We start from the raw sequence: 12,551 nt of genomic DNA on the forward strand, positions 1-12,551 counted from the left end.
ATTTACTCGTTCATCTCCTAATATAGCGAGACTGATAACTGGTTTCTGATACAAATCAAAGGCCCGATAGTTATAAATATACATCCTCTGAGGGAAATTTTCTTCGTACTGGCTTTGAATTTCAATATGAATCAAAATCCAGACTTCTTGTCCCTCAAGTAGCCAAGCCTTATAAAGTTTGTCAGCGAAACGTTTTTTTGTCTTAGCTGAAGCGGTAATTCGTTTGAGTTCTTTTTCTAGGGATTCGGGAATTTTTGTCCAATCAATCAATTGGTGAACTTCAGGAAAGAAGAAATGTAAAAACGCTTCAAAATACTCGGTTAATGCTTCTTTCCAAGGTTCATCATAATTGGCGGTTGTTGGGTTCATGGCAAGTCGCTACCAATTGGAAAGTTAGGCACTCATCTAAATCTATTATTCCCCATAAATATCATCAATGCTACTTGTCGTCACAAAACTTCCCATTAGAGCAACCTATAGTCATTTCAATTAAGATTGAGAATATCAATCCCAGAGTTCCTAAGGATTTTGTCGGTCTAGACTGTATCATACTTATACTAAATCCGTTGAGCATAGGCTACTCATAGAGGAGAGGCAAAAGGCAACAGGCAACAGGCAAAAGGAGAAATAAATAATCAGTTTTTAATAACCAGATTTAGTATTATCTGAAATGACTATATGTCATCGTTTTCAGACTTAATCGACAAATAGTGCCAATTCAAAGTAGTATCTGGAATTTTCTAGTTAACCTTTTAGGGAGTCTCATTGCTTACACTTATCATCCTATTAAGCCTTCTCTGGATTTAGAGGTAAAAGACTTCCCTGCTCTACCTTCTGCCCTTTTTTAACTTCATAGAACTCACATTTTCTCCCTGTCAGCTTTCACCGACATTCAGCAAAACCTAGGTAAAAAAATTAATTTTTTCAATCAACAATCTCGAATTCTATTGACTGCTCTTGGGCAAAATTATAGGTAAAATGATCGATAATATTAGTATCGCTCAATTCGAGATTATAAAAATTGATCTCTGGTTGATCAAAAAGTGGGCCAGCGTGCCAAGTTCCCACCTCTAATTTAATAAAACAGTCCCCGGGGATGCGAAAAACCTTTAATTTTTCTAAATCTGGTTGAGGATGAGGACTAGGGGGGGCCACTCCTAAAAACCACTCTTGTCCCCCCAAAGAACCAAGACATTGGGTACATTGACTATGACGAGTAATTCGCTTAAATTTACGTCCGCGAGTCTGTAAACGCATAATATAAAAACGTGGCACACCATTTTTTAAATGCAGTTGTGCATCGCTTTCATCAAACAGTTTCCCGTCATGGCCAGGGGTTATTAATTGACCGTAGGGACGGAAACTCTCGGCGGTAATTAGTTGCGCTGCCAGGGGACGAACGGTAATCGAATTACTCATAAAAATTACTGCTGACTAACAGTTATAGCTGTACCATCTCGGAGAGAAAGAATATTATTAACAGCAATTCTTTCCCCGGCATTTACTCCAGAAATAACCTGATAAGCTTGCCCTTGAATCGTGCCGACTTGAATGGGTTTTTGTCTAACCACTAAACGCTCCTTGGCATTTTCTTGACCTTCTTTAGCCTTTTCTTTTTCGGCCACAAAAACAAAATTTTGCGCCCCGATGCTAGTCACTGCCGTGGTGGGAACTAATACCCCCGGTTTTTGATCCCAAATTAACCGCGCCCGCACATATTGGTTATTGCGAAGACTGCCATCATTAGTAAAGGCAAATTTCACTAAAACCGATTGGGTAGCTTGGGAAACGGTGGGGGAAATAAAAGTTACTTGACCGCGAACCCCCGGGCTGCCATCGGGATTAATAATTTCCACGGGCAACCCGACGCGCAGACGCGGTTGTAATTCCACGGGAATCTGCACATTTAGTTCCAAAGTTTTATTGTTAGTTAACGAGGTTAATTCTTCACCCAGGGAGATAATATCGCCGACTTTTCTTTGATTAAAATCGCCGACAAAACCATCAATCGGGGCGGTAATGGTGTTAAAAACTAAATTCTGACGCGTCGCCCCTAATTGTCCCTCAGCGCTGGCTACTGCCGCTTGACGACTGTTCACTGTTGCCGCCGCCGCCGCCACCTGTTGCCCTGAGGCTAATTCGTTTTGAATAGCGATATTTAATGCTTCTTTGTTTGCCTGTAGGGTAGCTCTAGCCGCCGTTACCTGTTGACGGGCTGCATCACGATTTTGAGACCGGGCTTCTACTTCTGCCTTGGCGGCCTGAATGTCGCGGCGGCGATCATCTAAGTCCTGTTGGGGCTGTGCGCCTTGTTTAACCAGAAATTCGGCTCTTGTTAGGTTTTTTTCCGCCAAATCTAAATTAGCTCTCGCTCTCTGTAAATCGGCTTCGGCGGCGCTCAAGGTGGCGATCTGACTTTTAACATTGGCTTCAGCATTGGCCACATTTGCCCGATTCTGGGCAATTTGGGCTTTATTTGCCCTCGCTTGCGCTTGTCTTTGCCTTAAATCCGCCTCAGACGCATTCAGGTTCGCTTTGGCCGAATTTACCTGGCCGATGCCGGCGTTTACCTGTTGCTGTTGTTGTTCGGGATCCAATTCGGCGATTTTTTGTCCCTGAGTTACCTGATCGCCAGATTTAACGAAAATAGAGCGAATCCGACCAGTAATCTGAGGAGAGACGCTAACACGCTGTTGGGCGATCAAAGTACCGACAAATTCGCTACTTTGCACTAATTTGTCGGTGCCGAGGGTTTGCAGTTTGACGGGAACAGCCGCCGGTCCGGTGGCCTGGGGGCCCTGGGGGGCGCAACCGGTGACAATTAGGGAAACGGCGATCGACGAACCGATCGCTCTCGATACGTTAACGGATCGTTTAATCATTGTTAAATTTAGGGAGTTTTGGCAGAAAAAGTGCTAGTAAATCGGAAAAAAAGGGAAGGTGAGGAGAGAAGCTTTTCCTTAAATTTTACTCTACAGAATTGATCGCCGTGATTATTAAACCTCTGGCATAATTAATTTTTGAGGGTTCAAAAACGGCAAAAATAAGGATTAAATTGCATAAAATCCGTAAATAGACTATTTAATTGATTATTGTTCATTCTTAATTCTCCTGACTACTGACTACTGACTACTGACTACTGACTCCTAACCCTAACAACAATTTTTGATTTTTACAAGAGGTCTATTGTTTGCTTTGCCCTAAGCTAACAATATTACAGGTGACTAATCTTTGGGCGAGGGTGGTGTATTCTAGACGACCACCGGCGATCTGATATTCGTCCCGGGGCGCCGGCAGATGACCGACGGGAGCATTGAGGGTATAGTTAAGATTTTCTTTAAAAATAATCCAATCACCATCTTTACGCCAACCGATGCGATCGCCAAAAGTTTGAAAATTTTCGATCGCCACTAAGCGCCCCGGTCGATTACCTGTCTCGATAAAAATACGAAATTGGGTACTGAAACTAAAACGACCCCCGGAAGCTTCTTTCCAGAGTTGATCCATCTTTTGCAGATCCCAACAGGCCAATTTTTGCAGGTCTTCCATGGTAAACCAGCCCTGTAATTCCCGTCCGGTCGCTTTCAGCATTAAATTACGGGTTTCATCGTTAGCTTGTCGCCAATTTTGTTGAGCGAGGAAATTTTTCAGGCGAGTGTAATTAATGCCCGTGGTCGGTGATACCATTTCCCCAGAGGTGGCAGTCTGGGCAACGATCGCCGGCAAGGGATTGAGAAATAAAGCGATCGCGAGAGTGACCTGACACAAGGAAAAATTAATTCTCATAAACCCTATTTATTAACTTGATGCAAAGAAATCCTACAATAGCATAGACGAAATTTGCCGTTTTTACCGCCTCCTCAACTCCTATGGCTTTCACTTGGATCCGACACCACATTTTGGGATTGCAAGACTGGCAACCAGAAGAATACCAAACCCTGCTACAAACGGCCTCTAGTTTTCGTGAAGTTCTTTCCCGACGTACCAAGAAAGTGCCGGCCCTACAAGGTCAAGTGGTGACAAATCTTTTTTTTGAACCTTCCACCCGCACCCGTAGTAGTTTTGAACTAGCGGCGAAACGTCTTTCGGCCGATGTTCTCAATTTTGCCCCGGGTAGTTCCAGTTTGACTAAGGGGGAAACGATTCTCGATACCGCTTTAACCTATGTGGCCATGGGTACGGATATTTTTGTTATCCGACATCAACAGTCGGGGGTTCCCGATTTAATTGCCGCAGAAATGGATCGTTTGCAGTCGGGGGTCAGTATTCTTAATGCTGGGGACGGTCAACACGAACACCCCTCCCAGGGACTTTTAGACCTGTTTACGATCTGTTGTCTGTTAGATGAGGAAAATCCCCGTTTAGAACTGTTAGAGGGCAAAAAAATCGCTATTGTCGGGGATATACTCCATTCTCGTGTGGCTCGTTCCAATATCTGGAGTTTAACCACGGCAGGGGCGGAAGTACATTTGTCCGCACCCCCCACCCTACTGCCGAAATATTTTGGGGAATTGTGCGATCGCCTATTTCTCCACTGGGATTTAGAACCAGCTTTAGAAAAGGCCGATTTTGTGATGACCCTGCGACTGCAAAAAGAACGCATGACCGCCAATCTTTTGCCCAGTTTACGCGAATATCATCAAAGTTTTGGCATTACTCGTCCTCGTTTGCAATCCTGTCAACCAGGGGTGAAAGTACTTCATCCAGGTCCTGTGAATCGGGGAGTGGAAATTAGTTCCGATTTGATGGACGATCCCGATTTTAGTCTGATTTCCCAACAAGTTACCAGTGGTGTTGCTGTTAGAATGGCTTTGTTATACCTCATTGGTAATCTTCGCGGCGACCGGTAAAAGCTTCTCAGGGATTTGCTCTTTTAGTCTGGTTTCATTGAAACAATCCTAAAGTTTTTGTCAAGGTAAATATCATACTTTCTTCCTCCCTCACACACAGCATCTTCTGCTTCAAACTGGTTAGTCTCAACATCAAATTTCATCTCTTTAGGATTCCTACAGCCCTGTTTTAGCAAAGCATCGGTCAACTGCGATTTTTCTTCCGGGGTCAAAGCTCGATAATCACTGCTATTAGCTTGACCTGCATAGATTGACATTCCTATAATACTAAGGGATAGTAAGCTTATGATCGATTTGGTCTTCATTTTTTCAACTTCCTGAATACAATAAAAACATCATTCCAAGGGTTTTAAACCCAAATTTTCGGTAATTAGTTCGGCACGATTACCGATCAACTATATCTTAGGGGAAGCATACTTGGATGGCAATAAGTATAAATACTCAAGCTATTCCTAGGGCTTTTCTAGAAACTTTGACCGATACCGAATTCCGTTCTCAAGGGACTAGATATGGCGACCTACTCCTCTCTTTTTTAACTAGGGTTGGCTGAATAAATCTAAAAACCTTGTTGGGTAATATCTTTAGGCTTTTTTGAAATCAAAAAGTGCGATCATCAACCCCAGAAGCCTTACAGAATGAGGGTTTGAACAGAGCGCTCGCCTCGAAGCACAAACCACATTGATTATACCTCATCTTTGAGAAAAACGCTGAAATTAACCAAGCGACAAAAGATAAAGATTCGGATTAAGTTAATTGAGAACTATTATTATAATTCTCTCAGAATATGCTAGAATGCTTTTCTATATCTCACCGAAAAGTAAAACCCTTGTTCTTGCAGTGAATTTCCGGAATTATCGACAGAAACTAACGGAATCCCATAATCTAAACGAACAGTTAAACCATTAGCCACTAACCAGCGTAAACCTAATCCTATCCCTCCTAAAGTAGCAGGATCGGGATCAGGAAGTAAATTATTTCATCCAGTCCCCCCCTCAACAAATGAGGTTAATTTGGGTTCTTCCGAACTTACCATATAAAATCAACTAGCAAAATGCCAATTTAATAAACATCTAAGACCAAAGTTTTTAAAGTTTCTAAATCCATAGCCTCTCCTTTTAATCACCTTCAGTTTATTGTTAATTCCTTCCACTGTTCCCTGGGTTGTTCGGTTATCAAAATAGGCAGTTATTTCGTCAATCCAGCGACGAATTGTCTGGCAGCTTTTAGGAAAGTAAGCCATCGCCTTTTTTATCCAATCGCTCAAGGCAAATAATCCCTCATTCCCCTCCGTATTTTTCTCAAATACTTCTCTAAATTACTCTTTTAATTTGTGCATTTCCCCAAGTTTTGGAGACACTTTATATACTTCTTCCAATATTGCATCGCAAGTTTATGTCGGTCAAACTGTATCTGTTACCCCTTCTTTTGTCTGCATAGTGGGTAATCAAAATACGGATTATGAGGTAGATTTTCGCTTATTTGAATTTAATGAGCAAGGAAAAATTAAACAAAGGAGAGAAACGTTAAGATTTCAACAAAAAGGAGGAATTCATAGCTTTTCTTTTCCCAGTAATCAAACCCCTTTAGAAGTGGGTAAAAAGTATTTATGGCAAGTCGCTATTCGTTAAAGTCCTGACGTTTGGATGATTCAACGAGCAGAATTCCGAGTGGTTGAAATACCCATTCATTTAAGTCAACCACCAATTCAAAAAACTGAACAAGCAGAACGCTATGCCGAAAATGGGTTATGGTATGATGCTTTAATGACGAGCTTATCTTCAACCCATCAAGGAGAATTAAACCCTCAAGTTTCCAATTTTATTAAATCTCTTGTAGAATCTGAACATTTAGATCCATATGAAGGGGTTGATGCCAAAATTATTACTCGACGAAATAACACTTTAATAAAACTGGCAGAATATTACAAATAGGCTTAATTTTTGTTGAAATCCTATGAGTAAGGGTATAATTAAACTAAGAAATCAACATTTTCAGCTAAAGCCATGCAATTAGCCTTAGAACAAATTATCGTCAATCCCGGTCAACAGTTACTTTTAAAAGAGCTTAACTGGCAAAAATTTGAGACAATATTATCAGAATTAGGAGAAAGTCGTGCTTCTCGGTTATCCTACAGTAACGGAATATTAGAAATTATGGTACCTTTACCCGAACATGAAAAAGATAAAGAAATCATTAGTTATATGGTTCAGTTTTTGTTAGAAGCACTCAATATTGATTTTGAACCGTTAGGATCAACAACATTTAAAAACGAGCGGATGAATCAAGCGGTTGAACCTGATGCCTGTTTTTATATTAAAAACTATCAAGCCGTTATTGGCAAAAATAGACTTAATTTAGAAAGTGATCCCCCCCCCGATTTAGTCCTAGAAATTGATATTACTTCCCGTACTTATTTAGATAATTATCGACAGTTAGGTGTTCCCGAACTGTGGCGTTATACTCAAAGTGGCCTACAGATTAATTTATTACAAGAAGGAGAATATATTGAGTCTTTAAGCAGTCCCAATTTTCCTCAGATCCCGATTATTGAATTAATTAATCAATTTGTTAAACAAAGTCAACAAGTGGGGAGAAGTGAAGCCATCAGAAACTTTAAAAATTGGCTGACGGAAAATATAGATAATAGTTGAAAAATCCTAACATTTTCGAATAAGATAAATTCGTCCGTCGAGAGTTGTATAAACCCCTTGCGGTTCAATGATCAGTTTATTACTAGAATCTAGTTCACAAAAATAGATTAGATCATTGTTTTGAGCAGGGAATTTTTTAACCTCAGTGGGTGTGGATAAATCAGACAGGACAGAGGTTACAGCCGTTGGTGCTAGTTCTGAAAGTACCATGGTTATTCATTCCTCGTAGTTCGATTTTTACTTTGATGATTAATCAATTCACCGAGGCCGATTAAAATTCTAGAAACTAGCAGAATGAGAGCCTCTTGATTAAGAAAATATCCCGTAGAGGCTGTTAAAAAGTTACTGTTTTCTTGTCAGTTAAATTTTGTTAAGATAATGCCCAAAAACTACAATTTATGGTAGGAAAAGAGGTAAGTCGAAACCGAGTTTGATTTTTGCTTACTCTAAATCAGAAAGGGCATTGGGCAAGATTAGCTAACTATCCCTTTTTTGCCTCTTCCAGGTCATGATAATGCTGATAAGCGCCGATTTCGGGGTTAAAGGGGGCGATTTCTTCAGTTACAGTTAATCCCAAACCTTCTAACATTGCTTGTAGGACAGAATCGGGGGCCAGACGCAGATAATCGGGGTTAATTTCTAGGGCTACATGACGATTACCGAGGTGATAGGCCGCTTTGAGGAGTAAATCGGTTGAAGGGGCGGTAATAGTGATAACTGGTTCGGGTTTAGCGATAATTTGAACAATTTCGCCGTTTTCTCCCCGCAGGAAATCGCGATCCTGTAGAATGGTGCCGCGAGGTAAACGAAAACAGAGGGAAAAACCTTCGGGACTGTCGAGACGATAACGGCTGCGGGTGCGTTCTTCGGCCGTAAGTAGGAGGCTAAAAACCACCGTTTCTGGGGGAGGTGGACTAGCGGTATGACGGGGGGGTAAGCGCTCGGTAAAAGTTAACATGATATTGGTCAATGAGAAAAAACATTCTTATTGTAGCCCTGACTCCAACTTGACCGGAAAAACTGAGGAACTTTTTCTATTTATTTTCCCGCTGCAGACGAATCATCTCATTTTGTACCCGTCGTCTCAAGTTATCATCGCTACGAACCCGATTAGTAATGGCGTTAAATTCAGTCGCATTCAGTCCACTGTCTTGGACAATCTTTTTTGAGTTATTACAATAATCGACGGCAATTTTTTGGGCATTAGCGGGAAGATTATTAAAGCTTTCCCGTTGGTTACAGGTAATTGCTGGGGGAATTTTGCCTAAAATTTGCGAAATTGCCTGATAAGCTTGTTTTCTTTGGGTTTCGATCAACAAAACTGCGGTCGCATAACGTTTAATTTGGTCAGCCGTAAAATCTTGAGTATAAGCGGAAGACCGGAAACTAACCACCGCCGTCGTCCAAGAAAATTCGGGAATCACACCGCCAAGAATGGCGATTACTGCCAAAAAAGTCACGATAAAAGAACGTCTTAAGCTTTGACCTAGATCGGCTAGGGGATAGCAGTAAATCACCATGCGAGTTTGTCGCTGAATAGATAATGATAGCAAACTTTCCAGTTAAATCCTGCTTTTTTGAATATTTTTAACGATCATAAGTTCCAATTCTAGCGAATATCTCCTGGGTCTGAACCTTAATTTTTGGGCAGAAATTGCTTTGGTAAACTTTTTTAACGTTTTTGGTGGCAAAATTAGTCAAAAATCTGGGAGAGAACCGATGAACGATTTTTGGGAAGTTAGGATGCCTATCGCTTTTAGAGAATATTTATCGGCAATTTAGCTTGCTAATCTCTTTTTATTAGCTTATATCGCCGTAAATCTCTCGCTTATTCCCTTTTGTCTCTCCTCTTACCGGGGAATCGGGGGGAAATCTAGATAAATTAAAGGTTTCAGCGATTCCGATCGAGACAATTCCCGCTTAGAATAATGCAGTGGAATATATAGCCAATGAGGATTTGAGGCTTTATTTAGTGATCTCGATCCTGGCGAGTCCTCAACAGGGGAACCATAATAAACTACTGACAACCACCCTAAACTCAGAAAAACCGCAAAAAAAGGAGTTAGCGCATGAATAAAGGTGAATTAATCGATCAAATCGCTCTCAAAGCCTCTGTGACCAAAAAACAAGCAGATGCTGTTCTCACTGCCGCCATCGAAACCATTATCGATGCGGTTTCTGAGGGGGACAAAGTAACCCTAGTAGGATTCGGTTCCTTCGAGGCCCGGGAACGTCAGGCCCGGGAAGGACGCAACCCGAAAACCGGCGATAAGATGGAGATTCCAGCTACTCGCGTCCCGGCTTTCTCGGCGGGTAAACTGTTTAAAGACAGAGTGGCTCCGGATAAGGAATAATTACTGTTGAGTTTCGTTCGCTGTAAGTCTTTTGCCTAGACCTAAACATGGTGGTAATCTTGACTGGGCGGCCGCAATTGCTGGCTGTCCGGTTTCCTCTATTCTCGATTTTTCTGCCAGTATCAACCCCCTCGGTCCACCGGAAAGCGCCCTAACCGCTATTAAAAGCCATTTAACCAGTCTGACTCGTTATCCTGACCCCGCGTATTGGCAGTTGCGTTCTGCCCTCGGTCAATGGCACAATATCGGACCAGATTGGATTCTCCCGGGCAATGGTACGGCTGAGTTATTAACCTGGGCTGGTCGGGAATTGGCCTCATTTGATAGTGTTTATGTACTAACACCTGCTTTTAACGATTACGAACGGGCCTTAAAAAGTTTTGGTGGAAAAATCTGCCAACATTCCCTAGATTTAACCAGTTTAAAGCCTGTTAATCCCGAAAAACAAGGCTTATTACTTAATAATCCCCACAATCCCACCGGGAAACTCTGGACGGTGGCGGCCATTCGTCCCTATCTATCGCAATTTGGTTTGGTGGTAGTGGATGAAGCTTTTATGGATTTTTTACCCCCCCAACAACAGGAGAGTTTAATATCTCTGTTGCCGGAATATCCTAATCTCGTGATTTTGCGTTCCCTAACTAAATTTTACAGTCTCCCCGGTTTGCGTCTAGGATACGTCCTCGCTCATCCCGATCGCCTGTTACAATGGCAAAGATGGCGCGATCCTTGGTCGGTGAATAATTTGGCTGTGGTTGCCGCTATTGCGGCAATTGAAGATAGGGATTTTCAACAACAAACTTGGGATTGGTTAACGGCATCCCGCCAGGATTTATGGCAGGGATTAGCTAATTTTCCGCAATTACAGCCCCAAACCAGTGCCGCTAACTTCCTCTTAGTACAATCTCAATCTTCCTGTTTACCCCTACAGGAAGCTTTATTAAAATATCATCGAATTTTTATCCGCGATTGTCTCAGTTTCCCCGAATTGGGGAGCAATTATTTTCGGGTCGCTGTCCGTTTACCGGCAGAAAATCAACGATTATTATCGGCTTTAGAGAGTGTTTTAGCTGCGTCTGAAGATGTCAATGTCTGATATTAACAACAAAAAGGCTCCCGCCAACTAGACGGGAGCCGCTGCCATCGAACTAAGGGAAATTAGTCGAGGTCAGGCATTGCCAATGCGGGTTCAGTCTCGCGGTCAATTCCTTTCTCGAAACCGGCGGCGGCGGCGCGAGCGCGTCCAGCGTGCCAGAGGTGTCCAATCAGGAAGAAGAAGGCGAGGGTGAAGTGAGAGGTAGCCAACCAAGCGCGAGGAGACACATAGTTAAACGAGTTAACGTCAGTGATAACCCCACCCACAGAGTTCAAGGAACCTAAAGGAGCGTGGGTCATGTATTCAGCCGCGCGGCGTACTTGCCAGGGTTGTACGTCATTTCTGATTTTGTCGAGGTCTAAACCGTTAGGACCGCGGAGGGGTTCTAACCAGGGACCGCGGAAATCCCAGAAACGCATGGTTTCACCACCGAAGATGATTTCGCCAGTGGGAGAGCGCATCAGGTACTTACCTAGACCGGTGGGGCCTTGGGCAGAAGCGACGTTAGCACCTAAGCGTTGGTCACGCACCAAGAAGGTGAAAGCTTGAGCTTGGGAAGCTTCCATGCCGGTCGGACCGTAGAATTCACTGGGATAGGCGGTGTTGTTAAACCAAACGTAAACGGCGGCGATAAAGCCCATCATGGAAAGAGCACCCAAGCTGTAGGACAGATAGGCTTCTCCAGACCAGATGAAAGCGCGACGCGCCCAGGCAAAAGGTTTGGTGAGAATGTGCCAGATACCGCCAGCGATACAGATTAAGCCAATCCAGATGTGACCGCCGATGATATCTTCCATGTTGTTGACGCTGATAATCCAGCCTTCACCACCGAAGGGAGCTTTGGTCAGATAACCAAAGATAACTGCGGGGTTGAGGGTCGGATTGGTGATGATGCGGACATCACCGCCACCGGGAGCCCAAGTATCATAGACACCGCCAAAGAACATGGCTTTAAATACCAACAACAGCGCACCACAACCCAAGAGAATCAGGTGATAACCGATGATGTTGGTCATTTGGTTTTTGTCTTTCCAGTCGTAACCGAAGAAATTAGAGTATTCCTCTAGGGTTTCCGGTCCGCGGATAGCGTGGTAGATACCACCAAAACCGAGTACAGCCGAAGAAATTAAGTGCAGAACACCGGCAACGAAGTAGGGGAAGGTATCGACTACTTCACCACCCGGACCGACCCCAAAACCGAGGGTAGCTAAGTGGGGAAGCAGGATTAAACCCTGTTCGTACATCGGTTTTTCGGGGATAAAGTGGGCGGTTTCAAACAGGGTCATCGCCCCGGCCCAGAAAACGATTAAACCGGCGTGGGCGACGTGGGCGCCGAGCAGTTTACCGGAGAGGTTGATAAGACGAGCGTTACCAGACCACCAAGCGAAGCCGGTGGAACTTTGGTCACGACCACTAGCGGTAGGGATATTAGAGAGCGTTACCACGCGGGAGAACCTCCTCAGGGAAGATAAAGTTTTCGTGGGGTTGGTCTTGGGGAGCCATCCAAGCTCTCAGACCTTCGTTAAGCAGAATATTTTTAGTGTAGAAGGTTTCAAATTCTGGGTCTTCGGCCGCTCTCAATTCCTGAGAAACGAAGTCA

12 protein-coding genes and 3 pseudogenes are annotated in these 12,551 nt (G+C 43.2%); 5 read left to right on the plus strand and 10 right to left on the minus strand.

From position 1 onward, the window contains the following. From O9323_RS12050 to O9323_RS12065, 4 genes and pseudogenes are all read right to left on the minus strand, one after another. Positions 1–369, minus strand: a pseudogene (locus O9323_RS12050) (hypothetical protein); the annotation flags it as partial. A 555-nt stretch (positions 370–924) separates the two neighbouring features. Then, positions 925–1,419, minus strand: a complete 495-nt coding sequence (locus tag O9323_RS12055; protein WP_002738430.1) for an ureidoglycolate lyase — start codon at positions 1,417–1,419, stop codon at positions 925–927. A 5-nt stretch (positions 1,420–1,424) separates the two neighbouring features. Next, a complete protein-coding gene (locus O9323_RS12060; RefSeq protein WP_002750991.1) occupies positions 1,425–2,882 on the minus strand; it encodes an efflux RND transporter periplasmic adaptor subunit in 1,458 nt (485 codons plus the stop codon). A 301-nt stretch (positions 2,883–3,183) separates the two neighbouring features. Beyond that, a complete protein-coding gene (locus O9323_RS12065) occupies positions 3,184–3,786 on the minus strand; it encodes a GUN4 domain-containing protein (RefSeq protein WP_002739340.1) in 603 nt (200 codons plus the stop codon). A gap of 83 nt (positions 3,787–3,869) precedes the next feature. On the opposite strand from O9323_RS12065, the gene O9323_RS12070 reads away from it, so the two are divergent. Further along, complete coding sequence (locus O9323_RS12070) at positions 3,870–4,850, plus strand: aspartate carbamoyltransferase catalytic subunit (protein WP_002738968.1); 981 nt, start codon at positions 3,870–3,872, stop codon at positions 4,848–4,850. Positions 4,851–4,873: 23 nt separating this feature from the next. On the opposite strand, the gene O9323_RS12075 is transcribed toward O9323_RS12070, so the two are convergent. Further along, on the minus strand, positions 4,874–5,155 hold the full coding sequence (locus tag O9323_RS12075) for a hypothetical protein (protein ID WP_002790909.1): 282 nt from the start codon (positions 5,153–5,155) through the stop codon (positions 4,874–4,876). Between the two features lie 734 nt (positions 5,156–5,889). Beyond that, positions 5,890–6,225: pseudogene (locus O9323_RS12080) on the minus strand (ISL3 family transposase); the annotation flags it as partial. Here O9323_RS12080 and O9323_RS12085 point away from each other — a divergent pair. Beyond that, a pseudogene (locus O9323_RS12085) lies at positions 6,179–6,781 on the plus strand (DUF928 domain-containing protein). The pseudogenes O9323_RS12080 and O9323_RS12085 overlap by 47 nt on opposite strands. Positions 6,782–6,853: 72 nt before the next feature. Beyond that, complete coding sequence (locus tag O9323_RS12090; RefSeq protein WP_002738484.1) at positions 6,854–7,501, plus strand: Uma2 family endonuclease; 648 nt, start codon at positions 6,854–6,856, stop codon at positions 7,499–7,501. Between the two features lie 481 nt (positions 7,502–7,982). Here O9323_RS12090 and ureE read toward each other — a convergent pair whose 3' ends face one another. After that, complete coding sequence (ureE, locus tag O9323_RS12095; protein WP_002747017.1) at positions 7,983–8,459, minus strand: urease accessory protein UreE; 477 nt, start codon at positions 8,457–8,459, stop codon at positions 7,983–7,985. A gap of 76 nt (positions 8,460–8,535) precedes the next feature. After that, entirely contained in the window at positions 8,536–9,021 is a 486-nt protein-coding gene (locus O9323_RS12100) for a DUF4168 domain-containing protein (RefSeq protein ID WP_002738674.1), read from the minus strand. Between the two features lie 549 nt (positions 9,022–9,570). Here O9323_RS12100 and hbs point away from each other — a divergent pair. Both hbs and cobD read left to right on the plus strand, forming a co-directional pair. Next, entirely contained in the window at positions 9,571–9,855 is a 285-nt protein-coding gene (hbs, locus tag O9323_RS12105; RefSeq protein WP_002739253.1) for a non-specific DNA-binding protein Hbs, read from the plus strand. Positions 9,856–9,886: 31 nt separating this feature from the next. Next, on the plus strand, positions 9,887–10,951 hold the full coding sequence (cobD, locus tag O9323_RS12110; protein WP_288125175.1) for a threonine-phosphate decarboxylase CobD: 1,065 nt from the start codon (positions 9,887–9,889) through the stop codon (positions 10,949–10,951). Between the two features lie 62 nt (positions 10,952–11,013). Here the strand turns inward: cobD and psbC are convergent, their stop codons facing one another. Further along, positions 11,014–12,396, minus strand: coding sequence for a photosystem II reaction center protein CP43 (gene psbC / locus O9323_RS12115; RefSeq protein WP_002801320.1), 1,383 nt, complete (start codon positions 12,394–12,396; stop codon positions 11,014–11,016). After that, positions 12,380–12,551, minus strand: a 172-nt coding sequence (locus tag O9323_RS12120; RefSeq protein ID WP_271931852.1) for a photosystem II protein D2, incomplete at its 5' end; no start/stop codon positions are given. The genes psbC and O9323_RS12120, both read right to left, overlap by 17 nt.

This window comes from Microcystis sp. LE19-131.1A (assembly GCF_027532015.1).
GTDB classification, from domain to species: domain Bacteria; phylum Cyanobacteriota; class Cyanobacteriia; order Cyanobacteriales; family Microcystaceae; genus Microcystis; species Microcystis ichthyoblabe_A.

Excerpts from the sequence above, each read along its gene's own strand:
- O9323_RS12065 (WP_002739340.1), bottom strand. The coding sequence starts at position 3,786 with ATGAGAATTAATTTTTCCTTGTGTCAGGTCACTCTCGCGATCGCTTTA.
- O9323_RS12060 (WP_002750991.1), bottom strand. The coding sequence starts at position 2,882 with ATGATTAAACGATCCGTTAACGTATCGAGAGCGATCGGTTCGTCGATC.
- hbs (WP_002739253.1), top strand. The coding sequence starts at position 9,571 with ATGAATAAAGGTGAATTAATCGATCAAATCGCTCTCAAAGCCTCTGTG.
- O9323_RS12070 (WP_002738968.1), top strand. The coding sequence starts at position 3,870 with ATGGCTTTCACTTGGATCCGACACCACATTTTGGGATTGCAAGACTGG.
- O9323_RS12055 (WP_002738430.1), bottom strand. The coding sequence starts at position 1,419 with ATGAGTAATTCGATTACCGTTCGTCCCCTGGCAGCGCAACTAATTACC.
- O9323_RS12090 (WP_002738484.1), top strand. The coding sequence starts at position 6,854 with ATGCAATTAGCCTTAGAACAAATTATCGTCAATCCCGGTCAACAGTTA.
- ureE (WP_002747017.1), bottom strand. The coding sequence starts at position 8,459 with ATGTTAACTTTTACCGAGCGCTTACCCCCCCGTCATACCGCTAGTCCA.
- O9323_RS12075 (WP_002790909.1), bottom strand. The coding sequence starts at position 5,155 with ATGAAGACCAAATCGATCATAAGCTTACTATCCCTTAGTATTATAGGA.
- O9323_RS12100 (WP_002738674.1), bottom strand. The coding sequence starts at position 9,021 with ATGGTGATTTACTGCTATCCCCTAGCCGATCTAGGTCAAAGCTTAAGA.